Origin of the sequence: Embleya australiensis (assembly GCF_051903075.1) — a bacterium.
Classification (GTDB): domain Bacteria; phylum Actinomycetota; class Actinomycetes; order Streptomycetales; family Streptomycetaceae; genus Embleya.
Genome location: NZ_CP182423.1, coordinates 934,694 through 955,521 on the forward strand (window position 1 = coordinate 934,694; position 20,828 = coordinate 955,521).

A 20,828-nucleotide genomic window follows, 5' to 3' on the forward strand; every position below is an offset into this window, starting at 1 on the left:
CCTCCGGGGGTCGTCCTCATGATCCGAGTGCGCCGAAGTTGTCAGACAATTCGAAGCGTGTCAAGATGTCCGACATGGCGACCCAGACACGGCGGCCGCTGGCCGACGACATCGTTCGGGAACTCAAGATCGAGATCCGCGACGGCGTCCATCCCGCGGGGGCACGGTTGCCGACCGAGGCCGACCTGTGCAGGCGGTTCGGGGTCTCGCGGGCCACGGTGCGCACCGCGCTCAAGGAACTCGACGTGCTCGGCCTGATCCGCACCCAGCAGGGCGCGGGTACGTTCGTGCGCACCCGCCCCGCGGTGCGCGACGGCCTGGAACGCATGGGCTCGATCACCGAGTCGATCCGGCGCAGCGGCAAGGAACCCGGGCACGAGTACGGGCGGCGCACGCTGCGCCAGGTGCTGCCCGACGAGGCGGAACGTATGGGTGTTCCGTCCGACACCGAGGCGCTGGAACTGCGCCGCCGGGTGACCGCCGACGGCGACGTGGTCGCGTACTCCTACGACGTGATCCCGCGCGGCCTGCTGCCGGCCGCGTTCGATCCGGAGGAGCTGAGCGGGTCGTTGTTCGCCTATTTCGAAACGGAGTTGGGCATCCATCCGACGCTCGGCCTCGCGAAGGTGCACGCGGTCTCGTCGGCGCACATCGCGTGGGGTCCGGACGCGGCCAAACACCGCCTGTTCGTGCTGCTCGACCAGTTGCACTACGACGACGACCACCGCCTGCTCGCGTACTGCAAGACGTATTTCGTCGAGGGTTCCTACGAGTTCCAGCTGGTACGCACGGCCTGACCGCGCCGCCACGGCGCCCCGACCGCACGGCGTCCAGGGCGAACCCGCGAGTGCACGAGCGCACGGCCTCGCGGGGCCCGACCGCGCCGGCGCACGGGAACGAGCGGGTACGCGCGCGCAGTTCCGCGCGTACCCGCCCAACTCCCCTACCGTGCCCGTTCGTGGGCACGGCGGGCACTCACACGACGCGTTCGCTGCCCCCGTCCACGGGGATCTGCGCGCCCGTGGTCGCGGCGAAGTCGTCGGAGCACAGCCGGGTGACCGCCTGCGCCACGGTGGCGCTGCTCACCTCGGTACGCAGCAGGTTGCGCCGCTTGTACTCCTCGACCGTCATGCCGTAGTCGGCGGCCCGCTTGGCCAGGATCTCGTCGGTCCACAGGCCGGTGTCGAAGACGGCGTCCGGGTGCACCACGTTGACCCTGATGCCGTCGGCGGCCCACTCCAGCGCGGCCACCCTGGACAACTGCGTGACGGCCGCCTTGGACGCCGAGTACGCCGCCGCGCCCGGCCCGGGCGCCGGCACGTTGCGGGACGCGATCACCACCACCCGGCCGCCGCGCGGCGCGAGCGCGAGCAGCGGGTGGGCCTCGCGGAACAGTAGGGCGACAGAGTCCACGTTGACCGCCATCGAGGTGCGCCACGCGTCGGCGTCCAGCGCGGAGATCGGCGCGCCCGCCTTGAACACGCCCGCGCTCGCGACCACCATGTCGAGGCCGCCGAACCGCTCGACGGCGGCCCGCAGCGCGCTTTCCACGGCGGCGCGGTCGGTGACGTCCACGACCTGACCGAGGTATCCGGCACCCGGCAGGGTCTGCGTGACGCCGGCGTCGAGGTCCCAGCCGACGACGCTCGCACCGGCCGCCGCCAGCGCCTGCGCGCACGCCCTGCCGATGCCCGACGCGGCCCCGGTGACCAGCGCGACCTCGCCGGCGAACGCCTGCGGCGCCCCGGCCCGGCGCAGCTTGGCCTGCTCCAGGTCCCAGTATTCGAGGTCGAAGATGTGCTCCTCGGACGCGGGCCGGTAGCCGCCGAGGCGTTCGCCGACGGTGATCACGTCCATCGTGTGCCGGTAGATGTCGCGGGCCACGTCGGTGTCCTTGGCGCTGCCGCCGACCGTGAGCATGCCCAGGTCGGGGTCCAGGACGATCCTCGGCGCCGGGTCCAGCGGCTTCAACTCGGTGCCGCGACGCCGGTGATGGCGTTCGAAGTACTCCCGGTAGCGGTCGGCGTAGCCAGCCACGTCGCGGCCCACCAGCGGCACCCGCTTGGTACGGATGACGTGGTCGGGGGTCGCCGGGCCCCTGGACGCGACCTCGGCCAGGTCGGCCCGCGCGACGAACCTCGCCGTGTCCTCGTCGGCGTGCCGGGCGACGATCATCGGCCGGCCCGCGGCCTGGCTGATCTCCCGGCGCAGCAGGGCGAGTTCGGCGCTCGTCGGGCGGGTCGGCACGGGGGCGGGGGCGGGTGCGGCGTCGGCGTGCTCGGCCAGTCGGCGCTCGGCGCGGGTGATCAGGTCCAGGTGGCGCTCGTACGCCTCGCGGGTGTCGTCGCCGAAGGTGAACAGGCCGTGGTTGAGCAGTACGAGGCCGATGGTCCCGTCGTGTGCCTGGTCGCGCCACACCTCGGCGCAGCGCACGGCGAGGTCGAAGCCGGGCATCACGTACGGGACGATCGCGACGTCGTCGCCGAACACGTCCCGGATCACCGCCTCGCCGTCGGCGAGGTTGGTCAGGGTCAGGATCGCGTCGGCGTGGCTGTGCTGTACCGCGCGGTGCGGCAACATCGCGTGCAGCAGCGCCTCGACGGAGGGGTCGGGGGCGGACGCGTCGAGCAGCGCGCAGCGCAGTTCGTTGACCATCTGGGCGTCGCTGAGCGCGCTGACGGTGAGCAGTTCGCGCAGCCGGGCCAGACGCAGCGGGGCGAACCCCTCGGGGCCGATCGAGGCCAGGTCGTGGCCGCTGCCCTTGACGTAGAGCACTTCGACCGGCGCGCCGGTGACATCGGCGATCTCGGCCTTGACGGAGGTGTTGCCGCCGCCGTGCAGCACGAGTGTGGGTTCGCGGCCGATCAGCCGTGAACCGTAGGCGCACTGCCCCAGGGGACCGTCGCCGGCGTCCGCGTCGGACCATCGATTGCGCATGGGTGCACCGTCCTCGTCCTGGTATTCATCAGACCAACCAAGCCAATTTGTCTGACAACCTAGGAGCTGCCGCCCCCGCGGTCAATACGCCGCCTCGGCAAGGCCGCCGGGGCCCACACCGGACGAAGCCCGTCTCACGACCGCGAGGGCGGCGGCCGGGTGCACCGGTTCGGCCCGGGGCCGGTCAGACGCGGAGGAGGGCCTTGATGGCGCGGCGTTCGTCCATGGCGCGGTATGCCTCTGCGGCCTCATCGAGGGGGAGCGTGAGGTCGAAGACCTTGCCGGGGTCGATGCGGCCGTTCCAGATCAGGTCGATCAGTTCCGGCAGGTATTGCCGTACCGGGGCCGGGCCGCCGTGCAGGTGTACGTGGGAGAAGAACAGTTGGTGGCCGTCCAGGGACACGTCGTGGGAGACGCCGACGTAGCCGACGTGCCCGCCCGGCCGCGTCGCGCCGATGGCCTGCGTCATCGACTCCTGGGTGCCGACCGCCTCGATCACGGAGTGCGCGCCGAGGCCGTCCGTCAACTCCCGGATGCGCGCGATGCCTTCGTCGCCGCGTTCGGTGACGATGTCGGTCGCCCCGTACTCGATCGCGAGCTTCTGCCGGGGCTCATGGCGGCTCATCGCGATGATCCGCTCCGCGCCGAGCTGCTTCACGGCGAGCACCGCCATCAGCCCGACCGCGCCGTCGCCGACCACCGCGACCGTCCGGCCCGGGCCGGCCTGCGCGGCGACCGCGCCGAACCAGCCGGTGCCGAGCACGTCGGACGCCGCCAGCAGGCTCGGGACCATCGTGTCGTCGGGCATGCCGGGGGTGGCCACCAAGGTGCCGTCCGCCAGCGGCACCCGCAGCCGCTCCGCCTGGGAGCCGAGCGCGCCGAGCGATTCGCGGTGGACGCACGAGGACTGGTAGCCCGCGCGGCAGATCTCGCAGGTGTTGTCCGAGGCGAAGAACGACCCCACCACGAACTGGCCCGGCCGCACCGAGGTGACCGCGCTGCCGACCTCCTCGACGACGCCGGCGTACTCGTGCCCCATCGGGGCCGGGCCGTGGACGGCCTCGATCCCGCGATACGGCCACAGGTCCGACCCGCACACGCACGTCGCCGCGATCCGGATCACCGCATCGGTCGGGCGGACGATCGTCGGGTCCTCGCGCTCTTGCACCCGGACGTCACCGGGGGCATGCATCACGACACCACGCATGGGGAGTGCTCCTAACCTCACTGGTCATATACCGCGGATCGGATACCGACCCGCCGGTCATTGAAGGACGGCCCGGGGGAACGGACCTGCCGCGCACGCGGTGTCGCCCCGATATCACCCGCATGCGCCGCCGGCGCCGGCCACGGTGAGCGGCAAACGGCCCGTCGCGCCCCGGAGGCGCCACGTCCTCAAGACAACCCGATCCCCCGCGCCGCAGGGAGTCACCGGTGTGGGGTGTACCGGCAGTACATCCCTCACCGCGCGGCGAGGACGTACGGTCGAGGGGTGGACAACCATGACGAAGTCCGCGAGTTCCTGACCTCGCGGCGCGGCCGGATCACCCCGGAGCAGGCCGGACTCCCCGCCGGCGGTCGGCGCCGGGTGTCGGGTCTGCGCCGAAGCGAGGTCGCCGCCCTCGCGGACGTCAGCGTCGAGTACTACGCCAAGCTGGAGCGCGGCAACCTCGCCGGCGTCTCACCCGCCGTCCTCGACGCCGTCGCACGAGCGCTCCGACTGGACGACGCGGAACGTGCGCATCTGCTCAACCTGGCCCACACCGCCACCGGCGCCGACGCCCTCGCCCGGCCTCGGCGCCGCGCGTCCCGGTCGTGGACCCCGCACCCGAGCCTGCGATGGACCCTGGACGCCGTCACCGGAGGCCTCGCCTTCGTCCGCAACGGCCGCATGGACCTGCTCGCCGCCAACGCGCTCGGCCGCGCCTTCTACGCCCATCTCTACGCCGGCGGCGAACGCCGGCCCAACCTCGCCCGCTTCACCTTCCTCGACCCGGCCGGGCGCCGCTTCTTCCGCGACTGGGATCTCGTGGCGGACACCACCGTCGCCATCCTGCGCACCGAGGCCGGCCGCGACCCGCACGACCGCAGCCTTCACGACCTGGTCGGCGAACTGTCCACCCGAAGCGACGACTTCCGCACCCGCTGGGGTTCCCACGACGTCCGCCGCCACGGCACCGGCGACAAACGTTTCCACCACCCCGTCGTGGGCGACCTCACCCTCGCCTACCAGAGCCTCGAAATGGCCGCCGAGCCCGGCCTCATCCTCACCGTCTACACCGCCGAACCAGGCTCCCCCGCCGACGAAAGCCTCCGCCTCCTCGCCTCCTGGACCACCGACGACGCCCTTCCCGCACACGGCACCGAATCCCCACCGACCACCCCGCATCCCGGCGCCCGACAACAACTCTGAGCCCCGACGACGGACTGACCCAGGTTGCCGCTCAGAGCCTGGTTCGCGCCCTGTTCCGCGTCCACGGCGCGACGTGGCCGGAGAGCCGGCCGGCCCGGGCAGCCCGCCGACCGGCCGCGCGACGGCCGGCGCGGGACGGGCGCGGGCACGCCGGTGCCGACCGAACGCGCCTCGGGGGTGGCCGAGCTCGTCGCCCGGGGGCCGGACCGACCAGGAGGTGTCGGCGCGCACCCGTTCCTCGGCCCCGGTGGCGTGGAACCCGCGTCACCCGCCTGGGCGACGAGGCACCGGAATAGCGGTCCCTCGCGGTGCACCCCTTCGGGTCGGTACGGCCGAGGCCCGCCCCCGGTTTCGTCGGTGCCGGATACGGGCCGCCGTCCCCGCTCGATGGCGATTCAGTCGAGGTCCGGCATGAGGGGCGGGCCGTGCTCCTCGACGGCAAGGGCCACGACCCTCAGGAGGGCGGCCAGGTCGCCCACCTGCTTCCCGGTCAGGGGTGCCAGCAGGCCGGCCTCGGCCGCCCGCTGGTCGTCGATCACCGCCGCCCACGTCTCGGCGCCCCGGGAGGTCAGGCCGACGAGCAGGCTGCGGCGATCCTCCGCCGTGTGCTCACGCGTGATCAGGCCCGCCGACTGCAGGCGGTCGAGGCGGCTGGTCAGGGTCGCGGGATGCACGCCGAGCCCCCGGGCCAGGCGGGTGGGCGCCATCCGATACGGCTCGCCCGCCGAGCGCAGGCGCCACAGGATCTCGTACTCCCACAACTTCAGGCCATGCCGCGCCAGGGCGGCCTCCTTCTCCTCGTGCAGGTGTCGCACGAGCATCTGCATGCGGGTGACGGCGCCCTCCAGTTCCGGTTCCAGGCCCGGGACTTCGCGCTCCCAACGGAGGATGTGCCGGTCGATCGAGTCTCGTGTCGGCGCCGATTCCGCCGCCGCATGCCGTGCTGTCACGGGTCCACCCTACCCTCCGAAAATTATGACTTCGGATATTTTGAAATCGTAGTACTGTCCGAATCCATGTCGACCTTCACCCTCGCCGGCCGCATCGACGAACACGTCGTGGACAGTGTGCTGCTGCGCGGCAATCCCCTCGGCGACCCGACCCGACGCCCGCTGTGGGTCTACACCCCACCCGACTACGACGACGCGCCCCAACGCCGCTACCCCGTCACGTATCTGCTGCTCGGCTACGCCGGCACCCTCCCGGTCTGGGGCAACCGCACGGCCTTTCGCAAGCCGGTCCCCGAACTGATCGACGAGATCTTCGCCCGCGGCGAGGCACCCGGAATGGTGCTGGTCTTCGTGGACGCCTGGACCACGTACGGCGGCAGCCAGTTCATCGACTCGCCCGGCACCGGTCGCTACCACTCCTACCTGTGCGAGGAGATCGTGCCGTACGTCGACGCGCATTACCGCACCCTCCCCGAGCGCGACCACCGGGCCATCGCGGGCAAGTCCAGCGGCGGACTCGGCGCCGCGATCACCTCGATGCTCCGCCCGGACCTGTTCGGCGCCTTCGCCACCCACTCCGGCGACTCGCTGTCCGAGGCCCAATACCACCCGCACTTCCTCACCGCGGCCCGCCAACTACGGCCCTACGGCGGCGAGATCCTCCGCTGGTGGGCCGACTTCCGCTCGCGCGTCGCGTTCACCAGGGAAGAAGACCTGAACCTCCTGGAGATCCTCGGCGTCTCCGCCTGCTTCTCCCCCGGCCCCGACGGCTCCCCCACCCTCCCCTTCGATCCCCGCACCGGGGCTCTGATCGAGAGCGAGTGGCAGCGCTGGCTGGCCTGGGACCCGGTACGCATGGCCCCCGCGCACGCCGACGCCCTCCGCTCGCAGCGCGGCATCCGGATCGACGCCGGCACCCGCGACGAATGGTTCCTCGACCTGGGCGCACTGGCCTTCCGCGACGCGCTCACCGACATCGAAGTCCCCGACGACATCGTGCACTTCGAGCTGTTCGAGGGCGGCCACCACGCCGTCGAACACCGCATGCCGCCCGCCCTGGCCTGGCTGGCGCACCGCATCACCGACCACCCCTGACCGCCGGTGCCGGGCGCGGCTTCATAATGGCGTCATGTCGCTCACCGGAACCGACGCGTACCGGGACGACGACGCCCTGCCCCCGCTGGTCCGGCGGGCGGTGGAGGCGGCGCGCCGGCACGGCTTCGCGTTCTCCTGTAGACCCGAACAGGGCCGCCTGCTACAGGTGTTGGCCGCCGGGGCCGCGCACCGCATCGGCGAGACCGGGACCGGATACGGCGTCGGCCTGGCGTGGTTGGCCTCCGGCGCGCTCCCCGGAACCCGGCTCGTCAGCGTCGAACGCGACCCGGACCGAGCGCGCGTCGCGGCGGAGGTCTTCCGGGACTGCGATCACGTCGACGTCCTCCCCGGCGACTGGCGGCGCATCGCCGACCGCGGCCCCTACGACCTGCTCGTACTCGACGGCGGAGGCCAGGCCAAGGGCAACGGCGCCGCGGATCCCGCTCACCTGCTCACCCCCGGCGGGACGGTCGTGATCGACGACTTCACCCCCACCGCCACCTGGCCGCCGTACTTCGACGGCGCGGTCGACCACTCCCGCCTGCACTGGCTCGAACACCCCGAACTCCGAGCCACCCAACTCCGCCTCGCGGCAGACCTCGGCGTGATCGTCGGAACCCGACTCCCACCCCGCTGACGCCGGTGCCGGGTCGCAGGGTGCCCGCCTCGGCGGCGCGGTCCAGGATCGGATGAATCCATGCGGCGGCGGCCCGGGCGGCGACGGCCGTCGCTGATCGCACCCTGATGGGCCGCTTCGGCCGCCCGCGCGAAGTGCCGACGCCGTACTGTTCCTGGCGAGCGACGCGCCCCCAGCCGCTGACCCCTCCCCCGCCAGGTACGGAGCCGACGTTTTCACTCCCCTGGAGCAACCCACCGCCGCGCGCCGGCAACGGGATCGAGCGCGGACCGGAGCCGGGTCCGGGCCGGAGGTCGGAGGTCGGCGTGAAGCTCCCGTTTCCGCCGACCGCCGACGCTTCCTCCGCACACGCGGTCCGTTCGTCGGACCGGGAGGATGGACCGACACCGGATCGCGCGGGCACCGGCCACCGGAGCAGCCGGCACACCCATACGCCTACCCCCGTCACCCGGAGCGATACTCCGCTCGGGTCGGCCGCGAACACCCCGCGGATGCCCGCCGAAGGCGCCGGGCAGACGCCCCGGATTCGTACGTCCCCCGGTTCCGCGGGTCCGCGCCGGCAGCCTCGGGGGCACACTGGGGAAATGGACGTTCTCGCCGCCCACGGCCACATCGACGTGCCGGGTGGGGGCCACGTCGAGGTGGACGTTTGTCTGCACGATTGGCCCGCGGCCGACACCGACTACCCGTTCACCTGGAACGCGGTACTCACCGGCGGCCCGAAACTCGCCGTCGGCACCGAGGGTGAACTGCACATCGACACCGAGAACACCGACCACGGCCACCCCTGCGTCGTGATCGCGTGCACCGACCACCACATCCAGGTCCGCGGACACGAGAACCACGCGCGCGCCCTCGCCCCGGAACCGGAGGATCCGGAACCGGAGGATCCGCCGCCACCGGATACCGCGTTCGAGTGAACCGCCCCCGCACCCGATCCCCCTGAGCATCCGTGTCGTTGGGCCGTAAAGAGGCGCCCGACGGGCACTCTCGGCCTCGCGACCGAGACCCGGGTCCTCGCGCTTGCATCCCGCGAGGACCCGGCCGGACCACCCCGCGAGGACAACCCCCGCCGGGCCCGCCGTACCCACGAGCGGGCCGACGGGGTGCCGCGCTTCGGCTCGCTCGCTCCGGGGACGAGCGAGCCGAAGCGCAGCCGGTCACGCCCGGTGCCCGGCGAAGGCGGCGGCCAGCCGGCTCTCCAACGCGTCGACTCCGGCGTGGTCGGGCCCCACGACGACATAGCGCCATCCGCCGCCGTCCGCCGGGCGGTCCACGTAGAGGATCACTCCCCGGTCCGTGCCCGGTCGCAGATCCAGACCCGCTGCGATCAGGCATTCCACCGCCGCGTCGAACGGCATCGTGGCATCGGCCCGCATCGTTCCCATCGCCCAGACCGGCGCCGGGCGGTCGGTACCGGCGAGTCGGGTCACCAGGGCGTGGACGGTGCTGGTCGCGGTGCGGCGGACGTTGCATTCCAGGGCGTACAGGGTGCCGTCCACGGCGCAGACGGCGTCCAGGCTGTACGGGCCCCGGTATCCCTCGGCCGCCAAGTGACGGCCGAGGGCGAGCGTCCAGTCGGCAAGTTCGGCGCGCGCAACGCCCGGGAGGTCGCACGGCGGGCAGATGTACCCGGCGAAGGAGCCGCCGGACATCCGCATCTCGCCGTCGAACAGCACCCGCGCCCGGCCCGAAGCGACGTAGCCCTGGGCGCTGACCGCTCGCGTGTGCTCCACGTACCGCTCCACGACCCATCGGTCACCGGTGGTGGCCGGCGCCGGTGAGCGGCTGTCACCACGAGTCACGAAGCGCATGCCGTGTCCGCCGGCGGAGCGGTCGGGTTTGACGACCACGCGCTTCGTTTCGGAGAGCAGTTCGTCGGTCACCCGATCGAGGTCGGCGCGCGTGCACTCCCGCCCCTCCGGCAGCCGCATGCCCAGTCGTCCGGCGAGGGTGCGGAAGCCGGTCTTGGTGTTCAGGTCCGCGACGAGGCGGAGCACGTCCGGCCGTGGCCCGCCCGCCTCGTACGGAGCGATCCCGATGCCGAGGTCGGCGGCGAGGCGGACGGCGGCCACGTCCAGCGCGATCGGGAGCAGGCGCGCTTCCGGGCGCTCGCGGACCAGCGTGCGCAGCGGCTCCAGCAGACCGTGCGCGGTGACGGCCTGTGCCATCGGCAGGTGCGGGGTGTCCGGCACCGTCAGCACGGTGAGGGATGCCTCGGCGATCCCCAGGCGCCGGCAGGCATAGTGCCGGAAGGTGTCGGACACCGGCACGGGCGTGACCAGGACGTCGTCCGGTCGCATCAGCCACAGTTTGCGCGGCGCCTGCTCCGACCAGCGCCGCAGGGTCGCCTCCTCGGCCAGGTCGGCGGCCAGGGGCGAGACGAAGTTGGCGAGGAGGACGAGTGCGCCGGGATCCTCGTACTCGGTGATCACGGTGCGCCCGTCGCGGCCCGGCGCGCCGGCTCCGACGCAGGCCGCTCCGGTGGGCGCAGGGAGCTGCGGCCCTCGTTCCAGGCGGTGAGCAGGTGCGCGGCGAGCCGGTCCTCCACGACGCCGCCGGCCCGGATCCCGAAGACCACGTCGTCCTCGAGGTCGGGTTCGTGCTCCAGCAGCGCCGCCACCACTTCGCGGCGCATGAGCTGTTCGTGGACGGCGTCCGCCTCGACGTGTTCGGTGTAGAACAGGGCGCACGCCGGGTCCGCGACGTTCAACCGTTCCAGTGCCGCGGCAAGGCGGGCCGCACCGGGTGGCGAGCCGATCTCGATGGCGGCGAACTGACCCACGGCCATGCCCCGGTGCGCCCGGTGCAGTCCGAACAGTGACATGAGGTTGACCACCGCCAGCATCGGCGTGGGCACCCGGTCGAGGTAGAAGCCGTACGCCGGATCGAGTCCGAGTCCGCGCATGAGGTCGGCGAACAGCCGCGCGTGCATACGCTCGGCACGGCCGCCGCCGTACTCGTCGAACTCGACGGTCACCACGCCCGCCTTGGCGCGTCCGGTCAGGCGCGGGATGAGCCACGCCTGGGGGTCGGCCTCCTTCAGGTGGTAGAGCGAGCGGTGCACGACGTACTCGCGGAACTGCTCCAGGTCGCCGCGCTCCAGGAGGTGGCGGCTGACCCCGGTGCCGTCGAGCGGCTCGATCAGCAGCGGCGCGAGGGCATCGTCCACACCGCCATCGGCGTCGACGTTCTCCCGCAGCGCGCACAGGAACGACTTCTCCAGTCGCGCACGCAGACGCAGCAGGTCGGGGTCCCATTCCCAGCGCGGATCGACTCCCGCGAACGCGCGATAGTGCAGTTCGTAGCAGGCGTACAGGGCGAACTGAAGGTCCTCGCCGAAGCCGTCGGCACCGGAGTCGGCGTCCGGGTCGGCTCCGGCCGGCACCCGTACGCCCGTCCCGGCCGGTTCGGCCAGAGCCGCGAGAACCGCGCGGGACAGCGGCCCGCGAGGGGTGGGCAGTATCGGCGTGGTCATCCGTCCTCCCCGGCCGTCGGTGGGGTGGATCGTGGCTCCGGTGGGAGCCGATGAGCCCGGTGGCTGGTGTCGCACCACGGCGGGCGACGGGTTCGGCGGCACGTGCACAGGGCCGCCACGCTCCGGTCGGAGAAGGCCGTACTCCCGTCGGCAAGCTCCACCTCGACGGGCCCCTCGACCAGCATCGGCCCGCCGTCGACGACCGTGATCCTGCGGGTGTCACTGTGGGAAGTCGCCACGGATGACCACCAACTCCTCCTCGCGACAGCCCGGCTCGATCAGGCCGCGTTCCTCCAGGAAGGCCGCCCGCGCGGACAGCACGGGACCGAACGGTTCGAGGCTGCGGGCGACCACCCGGGCACGCAGGCCGACGGCTTCGAGCAGCCCCAGCGTCGTCCCCACGCCGCACAGCGCGGAGTGCACGACCAGGAGCGTGCCCTGGGGCTTCAGGTGGCGCGGCACCTGGGTACACAGCCGATCCAACACGAGTCGCCCGTCCGTACCGGCGTCCCAGGCCCGCGCGCGCCCGCGCGGAGGAGCGTTTTCCTCCCGCGTGGGCACGTACGGCGGATTCGCCAACACCACGTCGAACGTCCGGCCGGCCACGGGTTCCAACAGGTCGCCGCGACGTACGCTGACCCGGCTGCGACGCCACGCGCTGTTCAGGCGAGCCGCCCACACGGCCTGGCGGGAGATGTCGATAGCCGTGACCCGACAGCCGGCGGACGTCGCGGAAGCCGCCGCGAGCGCCACCGCCCCGGTCCCGGTCCCGACGTCCAACACCTGATCGGCTCGATGCAACCCCTGCTCGACGAACGCCGACGCCAGGAGTTTCGTGTCCGCCTGAGGTCGATACACACCGGGCAAACGAAGCATTCTCATCATCGTCGGCTGCCCCGGTGGGGCCCCGACAAACTCCATGATCCTCGCGCCGACGGGATCGCACCGGGTGGGCGCCGTCGCACGTATCCGCCCGCTGCCCGCCGCGCATGGGCCGGAGCCCTGCGGGTAGCGGGCGGATCGCGCGCCCACACGGGCGACGGCCACTCACCGACCGCCCCATGGTCGTGCTCGAAAGGATCCGCGATGAGTAAACCGTCCAAGGAGACTCCCCCGCCCCCTCCCCCGCAGCAGCAAAGTGCGCCGGGCACGACCAGGGAGATGACGCCGTCCCCTCGGGACGAGATGGCCGACTACCGGGGCAGCGGGCTCCTCGACGGCAAGCGTGCGTTGATCACGGGCGGCGACTCGGGTATCGGGCGCGCCGTGGCCGTCGCCTTCGCCAAGGAGGGCGCCCACGTCGCCGTCGCGTACCTGTCCGACCAGGAGGACGAGGACGCCGCGCACACCCGACGGCTCGTGGAGGCGACCGGGCGCACGTGTGTGCTCCACCGCGCCGATCTGTCCATCGAGCGCAACTGTCGGGAGATGGTCGAGCGCACCGTGGCCGACCTCGGCGGGCTCGACATCCTCGTCAACAACTGCGGCACCCAGAACCCGGTCGACGACCTCGAGCAACTCGACAGCGCCCAATGGGACCACACGTTCCGGGTGAACATCCACAGCTTCTTCTGGACCACCAAGGCCGCCCTGGCCCACCTCCCCTCGGGCGGCAGCGTGATCAACACGTCGTCGATCAACGGCCTGCGCGGAAACAAGACACTGATCGACTACTCCGCGACCAAGGGCGCGATCCTCGCGTTCACCTACTCCCTGGCCCAGTCCTTCCAGGAACGCGGCATCCGGGTCAACGCCGTCGCCCCCGGACCGGTCTGGACCCCACTCATCCCGGCCACGTTCCCGCCGGAAAAGGTCGCCTCGTTCGGGAAGCAAACACCCATGGGCCGCGCGGCACACCCCGACGAGATCGCCCCGTCCTACGTCTTCTTCGCCTCCGGCCGCCTGTCCGGCTACTACTCCGGCGAAGTCCTGGCCCCCATCGGCGGCGAAACCCTCCCGGGCTGACCCCGCCGCCGATGTGCGGGGGGCGGTCCGGCGCGCGGCGTGGCGCGGCGTGCGCTCAGGCGGCGGCCGTCCCGGTTCGGCGGATCGCCTTGCCCGCGAGGACGTCCGTGCGCCGGCCGTCCTCGATGACGGGCCTGCCGTCGATCAGGACGTGTGGGATTCCCGTGGGCAGGACGCGCGGGTTTTCGAACGTCGAGCCGGCCGCGACCGTGTCCGGGTCGAACAGGACCAGGTCGGCGCGGTATCCCTCGCGGACCAGGCCCCGGTCGGGCAGGCCCAGTCGGGCCGCCGCACGCGAGGTCAGGTGCGCCACGCACTCCTCCAGGCTCAGCACCCCCAACTCGCGGACGTAGCGGCCGAGGTATTGCGGGAAGGTGCCGTACGCGCGCGGGTGCGGCTTGTCCCCCTGGAGGATTCCATCGCTGCCGCCGGTGTGCACCCGGTGGCGCATGATCTGTCGGACGTTCTCCTCGTGCCCGACGTGCTGGAGGATCGTCGAGCCGAGCCGGTCGCCGATGAGCAGGCGTCGGGCGGTGACCCAGGGCTCCTCGTCGCGCTCGGCGGCGCTGCGGGCGACGGTCTTGCCCACGTACGCCTCCAGCCCCGGGTCGGTGATGCCGGACATCTCGATCGTGTCCCACTCGATGGGGACACCGTGGCAGCCGTCGGAGCCGATCTCCTCCAGGTGGTGGCGGATGCGCTCGGCCGCGGCGTCGTCCCGGAGCCGGGCCAGGGTCGCTTCGGGGCCGCCCTCGCTCGCCCAACTCGGCAGCACGGCGACGAGCGTCGTACAGCCGGGTGTGTAGGGATACGTATCGAGGGAGATGTCGCAGCCGTCGTCCAGCGCCGCGTCCAGCAGGGCCAGGAGGTCGGGGGCGCGGCCCTTGTTCACGCCGAAGTTCATCGTGGCGTGGGCCAGGTGGAGCGCGCAGCCGGCCGCCTTCGTGAGCTGCACCATCTCCTCGTACGCCTGCAACGCCCCGGCTCCGTACGAGCGGTGGTGCGGGCAGTAGTAGCCGTCGTATCGGGCGACGACGCGGCACAGTTCGGTGAGTTCGGCGTCGTCCGCATACATCCCGGGGGTGTAGGTGAGGCCGGACGACATGCCGACCGCGCCCTGCTCCATGCCCTCGGCGACGAGCTGTTTCATCCGGGCGAGTTCGGTGTCGGTCGCGGGGCGGCCGTCCCACCCCATGGCGTACATGCGCAGTGTGCCCTGCGGGATGAGGTAGGCCGCGTTGACCGCGATGCCCTGCCCGCCGAAGTTGCGGTCGAGGCGGTCGAGGTAGCCGCCGACGGTGCGCCAGTCGAAGTCGATGTCGGAGCCGTCGCCGTTCCAGCCGGTGATCGACCTGCGCACCTCGGCGAGCGTACGGTCGTCGACGGGCGCGTACGACAGGCCGTCCTGGCCGAGGACTTCGAGCGTCACCCCCTGTGCGGCCTTGGCGGAGTGGTCCGGGTCGCGCAGCAGCGCGAGGTCGCTGTGCGCGTGCATGTCGATGAAGCCGGGCGAGAGCGCGAGGCCGTCCGCGTCGAGGGTGCGCCGGCCGGACAGCCGGCGACCGCCCGCACGCCGGATCTCGCTGATCCGGCCGCCGTCCAGACCCACATCGGCCCGGTATGACGCGCCGCCGGCGCCGTCGATGACGCGTGCATCACGAATGACGAGGTCCATGCGACGGCTCCTAGAACAGGGTGTGGATGTAGTCGGTCACGGTGCCGTCGGCGGTGACCAACGGGATCAGCTGCCATTTGTCGAAGGACGTACACGGGTGCGACAGGCCCATGCCGAGCCAGTCGCCCACCTCCAACTCGGCGCCCGCGTCGGTGGTGATCCAGCCGTGCTGGTCGGAGAGGCCGGTGACGGCGATGCCGGTGGCGGGTCGCGTCGAGCCGTCGCGCGCGGAGCGCACCACCTGTGCTTCGGGCAGGTCGAGGTCGTACGCGGCGTCGCGTTTGCCGGCGTTGACGAACGCCTGCGTCGCGGACGGGCGGGAGACGACCTGGGCCCACAGCCGGAAGGCCGGCTGGAGGGCGCCCTCGTCGGGGACCCGGTTGAACGGCGTGAGGTGGCGATAGTGGCCGTCGTCGTGCGAGACGTACGCTCCGGAGCGCAGCAGTTTCAGGACCGGGCGCGACAGCGCGGGAAGCTCGGCGAAGACGTCGGCCACCGCGTCGAACCAGGCGCTGCCGCCCGCACTGAGCACGATCTCGTCGAGCTGTTCGAAGCGGCCCCGCTTGTCGAACTCGGCGACCAGGGACGTCAGTCGGCGCAGCCACGCACGCACCCGGTCGCCGTCGGCCCGCGGCACCTCGCCCTCGTAGCCGGCGACGCCGACGAGGCGCAGGACCGGGGAGGCGGCGACCGCGTCGGCGATCTCGGCGCACTCGCTCTCGGTCCGGGCTCCGGTGCGGGCGCCCTCGCCCGCCGCGAGTTCCACGACCACGTCGACCGGGCGGCGGGCCCCGGCGGCGCGCAGTGCGGCGTCCATCAACGCGACGCCGCGCACGGAGTCGACGTAGCACAGGAATCGGAAGTCCGGGTCGGCGTCGAGTTCGGCGGCCACCCAGCGCAGCGCCGCCGCGTCGACCAGCTCGTTGGCGAGGAAGACGCGCGGGACGCCGAACGCGCGGGCGACCCGGGCCTGGTGTGGGACGGCCACGGTGATGCCCCACGCGCCGTGTTCGAGTTGGCGGGCGAACAACTGCGGGGCCATCGACGTCTTGCCGTGCGGGGCGAACGCCAGGCCGTGTCGTTGTGCGTACGTCTCCATCAGGGCGAGGTTGTGCTCGACGGATTCGGCGGACAGCGCCAGGACCGGCGTGGTGAAGCCGCCGGTGAACAGGTTGCGCCGCTCGGCGGCCAGTTCGCCGACGGTCAGGCCCTCGGCGTCCGGCGGCAGGCCCTTGAAACGGTGGTCGACACGCTCGTCCGCGAGCCTGGCGAGCCGTCCGACGGCGTTGTCGACAGCCATGGATACCTCCGGAGTATCGTTGCATCCTGTGCAACGGCCATTGCGTATATCGCTCGGTGCTGTCTAACATCCGAGCCAACGCCGGGTCAATGGTCGGCGTCGCGCGACCGTCGGCGAGGCGGATGCGACCGCCGATGATCTTCGATCGTCCGATGAACCAGGAGCCCGAGCCATCGTGAGCGTGACCGCATCAGCAACCGTCGACGTCGTCTGCCTCGGCGAGTCCATGGTCACGTTCGTGCCCACACGCTCCGGTCGCCTCGCCGACGTTCCGTCCTTCGAACGTGGCATAGGCGGCGCCGAGTCCAACGTGGCGTGCGCGCTGGCCGCGGCCGGGCACCGTACACGTTGGCTCAGCCGGGTCGGCACCGACGGCTTCGGCGACCACCTCGTCGAGGCGGTCGCGGCGTACGGGGTCGACACGTCGGCCGTGCAGCGCGACCGGCTCCGCCCGACCGGCATCTACTTCCGCACCGCGGGCGAACGGGCCGTCGGGGACGGCGACCGGGCCGGGACCGACGCTGCGCTCGCAGCAGTCGCGGTCGCCACGGATGCCGAACCCGTCGCGGAAGTCCTCTACTACCGCGCCGGCTCCGCGGCCTCCGCCATGTCGCCCCGTGTCGTACCCGACAGGGACCTGTGGTCGGGCCGCATCCTGCACGTCTCGGGCATCACCGCCGCCCTCTCCGACGACTGCCTCGCGCTCCTGGGCGAGGCGACCCGCCGCCGGCCCGGTCGGCCCCTCGTGTCCTTCGACGTCAACTACCGCGTGAACCTCTGGGACGAGCGCCGGAGCGTGGCGGCCGACCCCACCGTCCTGCTCGACCTGGCGCGCGGCGCCGACCTGGTCTTCGTCGGCGAGGACGAGGCCGAAGCCGCGTGGAACATCCGCGGCGCGAACGCGATTCGGGCCGCGCTCCCCGAGCCGGGCATCGTCGTCGTCAAGCAGGGTGGCGCGGGCGCCACCGTCTTCACCGACCACGGGCCGTCGGTGTTCGTCCCGGCCCTCACCGTCGACATCGCCGCTCCCGTCGGCGCGGGCGACGCCTTCGCGGCCGGGTTCCTGTCCGCGACCCTGCGCGGCCTGCCGGTACGCCGGCGCATCCGCCACGGCCACCTCATGGCCGCCGCCGCCCTCACCGTCGCGGGCGACCTCGCCGTCCCCCCGCCGCGCGCCGTCGCCGATCGCCTCGCGGCCCTGGACGACGCGGCCTGGGGCAGACTGCGTCTCGGCCCCGGCTGGACCGAGGCCGCCGCCACCGGGGCGGACCGGGAGGTATGTACGCCATGAGCCAGACCGTCGACCGAGCGCTGAGCATCCTGCCGCTGCTGGCCCAGGGGCCCGCGGACCTCGGACAGGTCGCCGAGCGCCTCGGCGTGCACAAGTCCACCGCGCTGCGCCTGCTCCGCACCCTGCACGAGCACGGTCTCGTCTACCGCCAGCAGGACCAGCGCTACCGCCTGGGCGCGCGCCTGTTCGCGCTCGCCCAGGAGGCCGTCGAGAACCTCGACGTCCGCGAGATCGCGCACCCGCACCTGGTCGCGCTCAACGAGCAGTGCGGGCACACCGTCCACCTCGCGGTGTACGAGGAGAACGAGGTCCTCTACATCGACAAGGTCGAGAGCCGCTACCCGGTGCGGATGTACTCGCGCGTCGGCAAGCCGGTCGCGATCACCGTCGCCGCCGTCGCCAAGCTGCTTCTCGGCGACCTGCCCGAGCCCGAGCGGCGCGCCCTCGCCGAGCGGCTCGACTACCCCATGTACACGTCCCGTTCGATACCGAACGCCGCCGCGTTTCTCAGGGAACTGGCGACCGTCCGCGAACAGGGCTGGGCCACCGACCTCGGTGGCCACGAGGAGTCCATCAACTGCGTCGCGGCCCCCGTCCGCGGTGCGGACGGTCTGGTCGTCGCCGCCATGTCGGTCTCCGCGCCGAATGTCGTCGTCACCGCCGAGGAACTCCTGAGCCTGCTCCCGCTGGTACGCCGCACCGCCGACGCCATCACGCGGGAGTACTCGGGCACCGCCCACCCCCCGCGATGACCGCTCGACGACCGCGCGATCAGCGCCCGATCACCGCCCCGACCAAGAAGGCACGCTCATGACCGACAAGCTCGAAAAGATCGCGATCACCCCCGCCGGCCACACCGCGCCGCCCGCCAAGTTCTCCCACGGCGTGCGCAAGGGCAACATCCTCCAAGTCGCCGGCCAGGTCGGATTCCTTCCGGCCGTCGAGGGCCAGGCGCCCACCCCCGCCGGTCCGACCCTGCGCGAGCAGACCCTCCAGACCTTCGCCAACGTCAAGGCGATCCTGGAGGAGGGCGGCGCGAGCTGGGACGACGTGATGATGATGCGCGTCTACCTGACCGACACCGGCCACTTCGCCGAGATGAACGAGATCTACAACGCGTACTTCGAGGAGCAGGGCCTGACCGCGCCCGCCTCCGCCCGTACCACCGTCTACGTCGGCCTCCCCGCGGGTCTGCTCATCGAGATCGACGCACTCGCCGTTCTCGGCTGAGACCCGTTGCCCCGATTGTTCCCGGCTGTCCCCCTCGGCACGGCGCCCTCCTCCCCCATGGCGCCGTGCCGCGGTCCCCCCTGCCCCACGCCCGGAATCCATGAGGTCCCCTCCGTGCTGTCCACGCTGCCGGCTTCGACGCCGCCCCCGAAGTCCCCACCGCACACCGGCGGTCTACTGCTCCTGTTCGACGGCACGGCCGCTCTGCTGACCGTCGCGACGCTCGGCATCGCGCTCCTTCTCTACCTGATCATCAAGGTCAGGCTCCAGCCGTTCGTCGCGCTGCTCGCGGTCTCCATAGCCGTCGGCCTCGGCGCGGGGCTGTCCGTCACCGAACTCTTCGGTACCGTCCAGAAGTCCGCCGCCGTCTCGGTCATCGAGTCCGGCATGGGCGGCATTCTCGGCCATGTGGCGATCATCATCGGCCTGGGCACGATGCTCGGCGCGATCCTCGAGGTGTCCGGCGGCGCGGAGGTGCTGAGCACCCGCCTGCTGAACCTCTTCGGCGAGAAGCGCGCGCCGCTCGCCATGGGTCTGACCGGCCTCATCTTCGGCGTCCCGGTCTTCTTCGACGTCGGCATCTTCGTACTGGCGCCGATCGTCTACGCCGCCGCCAAGCGCTCCGGCAAGTCGATCCTGTTGTACGCGATGCCGCTGCTCGCCGGTTTGTCGATGACCCACGCGTTCCTGCCGCCGCACCCCGGACCCGTGGCCGCGGCGGGGCTGTTCGACGTCTCGCTCGGCTGGGTCATCCTCATGGGCGTCGTCGTGGGCATCCCCGCCGTGCTGGCCGCCTGGGCGTACGCGGCGTGGATCGGCAAGCGCATCTTCGTCGACGTCCCGCACGACATGGTCGAGGCCGCCGCGGAGGCGAAGGCCGCCGTCGCCGCCGAGCAGGCCGCCTCGGGCATCGAGCCGCCGGAGAAGCCCGTCGCGCTCGGTACGGTTCTCGCCATCATCGGCACGCCGCTCATCCTGATCCTGGGCGCGACGTTCTCCTCCATCGCCTTCGACCCGTCGACCGTGCGTTCGGTCATCGAGTTCTTCGGCAACCCCTTCGTCGCCCTGACGATCGCGCTGATCCTCGCGTACTACCTGCTCGGCATCCGCCGGGGCTGGTCCCGCAAGTCGCTCGAAACGGTGTCGACCGCCTCGCTCAAGCCCGTCGGCAACATCCTGCTGGTCGTGGGCGCGGGCGGGGTCTTCGGCGCGGTCCTCAAGGCGTCGGGTATCGCGAACGCGCTCGCGACGACCTTCGACAACGTCGGCCTCCCGGTCATCGTCCTCGCGTGGCTGATCTCGGTGGTCCTGCGCGTCGCCCAGGGTTCGGCGACCGTGGCCATCGTCGCCACCTCTGGCATCGTCGTGCCCCTGGTCGAGGGTCAGGACATGTCGCAGGCCCACCTCGCCCTGATCATCATGGCGATCTCCGCGGGCTCGATCTTCGCCTCCCACGTCAACGACGGCGGGTTCTGGATGGTCGCCAAGTACTTCGGCATCTCCGAGCGCGACACCCTCAAGTCCTGGACCGTCCTCGAAACCGTGCTGTCGGTGGCGGGCTTCGCGGTCGCGGCGTTGCTGAGCCTGGTGATCTAGTACCGCACGTAGGCGGGCCGAAGGCCGTCTTCCCGGAAACGGGAAGGCGGCCTTTTGCGTATGGTCGCCCGGCCAAGACCATTGGCATCGATAACATCCTCTGCCATAGTTCCTGGCGTCGGCGCGCGCTCGCCGGCACGACGTACTCGCTTTCCCCTCGGAAGTCCGGCCTTCACGGGCCGCCACGACCGAGCGATCCACGCTGATATCGATATCAGAACGCGCCGTCCGCAGGTGCTGCGGTGGGGCGTTGGAGAACGG

The 20,828-nt window shown here is 71.9% G+C and carries 19 protein-coding genes; 10 read left to right on the forward strand and 9 right to left on the reverse strand.

Translation table 11 applies throughout. From position 1 onward, the window contains the following. Positions 1-74: 74 nt before the first annotated feature. On the forward strand, positions 75-797 hold the full coding sequence (locus ACMXN5_RS34300) for a GntR family transcriptional regulator (RefSeq protein WP_078982397.1): 723 nt from the start codon (positions 75-77) through the stop codon (positions 795-797). A 178-nt stretch (positions 798-975) separates the two neighbouring features. On the opposite strand, the gene ACMXN5_RS34305 is transcribed toward ACMXN5_RS34300, so the two are convergent. Both ACMXN5_RS34305 and ACMXN5_RS34310 read right to left on the reverse strand, forming a co-directional pair. Next, the gene (locus tag ACMXN5_RS34305; RefSeq protein WP_439678801.1) at positions 976-2,937 is read right to left on the reverse strand and encodes a bifunctional aldolase/short-chain dehydrogenase; all 1,962 of its coding nucleotides are present in this window, start codon (positions 2,935-2,937) and stop codon (positions 976-978) included. A gap of 184 nt (positions 2,938-3,121) precedes the next feature. Beyond that, positions 3,122-4,144 (reverse strand): zinc-dependent alcohol dehydrogenase family protein, encoded by a 1,023-nt coding sequence (locus ACMXN5_RS34310; RefSeq protein WP_439678802.1) that lies wholly within the window; start codon positions 4,142-4,144, stop codon positions 3,122-3,124. Between the two features lie 285 nt (positions 4,145-4,429). Here ACMXN5_RS34310 and ACMXN5_RS34315 point away from each other — a divergent pair, with 285 nt between their 5' ends. Further along, positions 4,430-5,350: a helix-turn-helix transcriptional regulator gene (locus ACMXN5_RS34315; protein ID WP_439678803.1), complete on the forward strand. Its 921-nt coding sequence runs from the start codon at positions 4,430-4,432 to the stop codon at positions 5,348-5,350. Between the two features lie 395 nt (positions 5,351-5,745). Here ACMXN5_RS34315 and ACMXN5_RS34320 read toward each other — a convergent pair whose 3' ends face one another. Then, positions 5,746-6,300, reverse strand: coding sequence for a MarR family winged helix-turn-helix transcriptional regulator (locus tag ACMXN5_RS34320; protein ID WP_439678804.1), 555 nt, complete (start codon positions 6,298-6,300; stop codon positions 5,746-5,748). Positions 6,301-6,366: 66 nt separating this feature from the next. Between ACMXN5_RS34320 and ACMXN5_RS34325 the strand changes: the two genes are divergently transcribed. The 3 genes from ACMXN5_RS34325 (at position 6,367) to ACMXN5_RS34335 (ending at position 8,952) form a co-directional block, all read left to right on the forward strand. Further along, on the forward strand, positions 6,367-7,395 hold the full coding sequence (locus ACMXN5_RS34325; protein WP_439678805.1) for an alpha/beta hydrolase: 1,029 nt from the start codon (positions 6,367-6,369) through the stop codon (positions 7,393-7,395). Between the two features lie 34 nt (positions 7,396-7,429). After that, positions 7,430-8,032, forward strand: coding sequence for an O-methyltransferase (locus ACMXN5_RS34330; protein ID WP_439678806.1), 603 nt, complete (start codon positions 7,430-7,432; stop codon positions 8,030-8,032). 584 nt (positions 8,033-8,616) lie between these two features. After that, positions 8,617-8,952 (forward strand): hypothetical protein, encoded by a 336-nt coding sequence (locus ACMXN5_RS34335; protein WP_439678807.1) that lies wholly within the window; start codon positions 8,617-8,619, stop codon positions 8,950-8,952. A 240-nt stretch (positions 8,953-9,192) separates the two neighbouring features. Here ACMXN5_RS34335 and ACMXN5_RS34340 read toward each other — a convergent pair whose 3' ends face one another. From ACMXN5_RS34340 to ACMXN5_RS34355, 4 genes are read right to left on the reverse strand one after another with little or no spacing between them, the layout of a single operon-like run. After that, on the reverse strand, positions 9,193-10,467 hold the full coding sequence (locus tag ACMXN5_RS34340; RefSeq protein ID WP_439678808.1) for a peptide ligase PGM1-related protein: 1,275 nt from the start codon (positions 10,465-10,467) through the stop codon (positions 9,193-9,195). Next, positions 10,464-11,510 carry an iron-containing redox enzyme family protein gene (locus tag ACMXN5_RS34345; RefSeq protein ID WP_439678809.1) on the reverse strand — a complete coding sequence of 349 codons (1,047 nt, stop codon included), beginning with the start codon at positions 11,508-11,510 and terminating at the stop codon, positions 10,464-10,466. Before ACMXN5_RS34345 ends, ACMXN5_RS34340 begins: the two co-directional genes overlap by 4 nt. Continuing rightward, a complete protein-coding gene (locus ACMXN5_RS34350; protein ID WP_439681339.1) occupies positions 11,507-11,695 on the reverse strand; it encodes a CDGSH iron-sulfur domain-containing protein in 189 nt (62 codons plus the stop codon). The genes ACMXN5_RS34345 and ACMXN5_RS34350 overlap by 4 nt, the downstream gene beginning before the upstream one ends. A gap of 34 nt (positions 11,696-11,729) precedes the next feature. Next, positions 11,730-12,386 (reverse strand): HemK2/MTQ2 family protein methyltransferase, encoded by a 657-nt coding sequence (locus tag ACMXN5_RS34355; RefSeq protein WP_439678810.1) that lies wholly within the window; start codon positions 12,384-12,386, stop codon positions 11,730-11,732. 210 nt (positions 12,387-12,596) lie between these two features. Here ACMXN5_RS34355 and ACMXN5_RS34360 point away from each other — a divergent pair, with 210 nt between their 5' ends. After that, the gene (locus tag ACMXN5_RS34360; protein WP_439678811.1) at positions 12,597-13,475 is read left to right on the forward strand and encodes an SDR family oxidoreductase; all 879 of its coding nucleotides are present in this window, start codon (positions 12,597-12,599) and stop codon (positions 13,473-13,475) included. Between the two features lie 55 nt (positions 13,476-13,530). On the opposite strand, the gene ACMXN5_RS34365 is transcribed toward ACMXN5_RS34360, so the two are convergent. Both ACMXN5_RS34365 and ACMXN5_RS34370 read right to left on the reverse strand, forming a co-directional pair. Then, entirely contained in the window at positions 13,531-15,150 is a 1,620-nt protein-coding gene (locus ACMXN5_RS34365; protein WP_439678812.1) for an N-acyl-D-amino-acid deacylase family protein, read from the reverse strand. Between the two features lie 10 nt (positions 15,151-15,160). Continuing rightward, positions 15,161-16,450 (reverse strand): amino acid deaminase, encoded by a 1,290-nt coding sequence (locus ACMXN5_RS34370; RefSeq protein ID WP_439678813.1) that lies wholly within the window; start codon positions 16,448-16,450, stop codon positions 15,161-15,163. A 181-nt stretch (positions 16,451-16,631) separates the two neighbouring features. On the opposite strand from ACMXN5_RS34370, the gene ACMXN5_RS34375 reads away from it, so the two are divergent. The 4 genes from ACMXN5_RS34375 to ACMXN5_RS34390 all read left to right on the forward strand — a co-directional run bounded on the left by ACMXN5_RS34375 (position 16,632) and on the right by ACMXN5_RS34390 (position 20,567). Further along, positions 16,632-17,741, forward strand: coding sequence for a sugar kinase (locus ACMXN5_RS34375; RefSeq protein ID WP_439678814.1), 1,110 nt, complete (start codon positions 16,632-16,634; stop codon positions 17,739-17,741). Then, on the forward strand, positions 17,738-18,493 hold the full coding sequence (locus tag ACMXN5_RS34380) for an IclR family transcriptional regulator (RefSeq protein WP_439678815.1): 756 nt from the start codon (positions 17,738-17,740) through the stop codon (positions 18,491-18,493). Before ACMXN5_RS34375 ends, ACMXN5_RS34380 begins: the two co-directional genes overlap by 4 nt. A gap of 58 nt (positions 18,494-18,551) precedes the next feature. Beyond that, positions 18,552-18,971 carry a RidA family protein gene (locus tag ACMXN5_RS34385; protein ID WP_395794916.1) on the forward strand — a complete coding sequence of 140 codons (420 nt, stop codon included), beginning with the start codon at positions 18,552-18,554 and terminating at the stop codon, positions 18,969-18,971. A gap of 117 nt (positions 18,972-19,088) precedes the next feature. Next, positions 19,089-20,567 (forward strand): GntP family permease, encoded by a 1,479-nt coding sequence (locus ACMXN5_RS34390; RefSeq protein ID WP_395795079.1) that lies wholly within the window; start codon positions 19,089-19,091, stop codon positions 20,565-20,567. Positions 20,568-20,828: the final 261 nt, after the last annotated feature.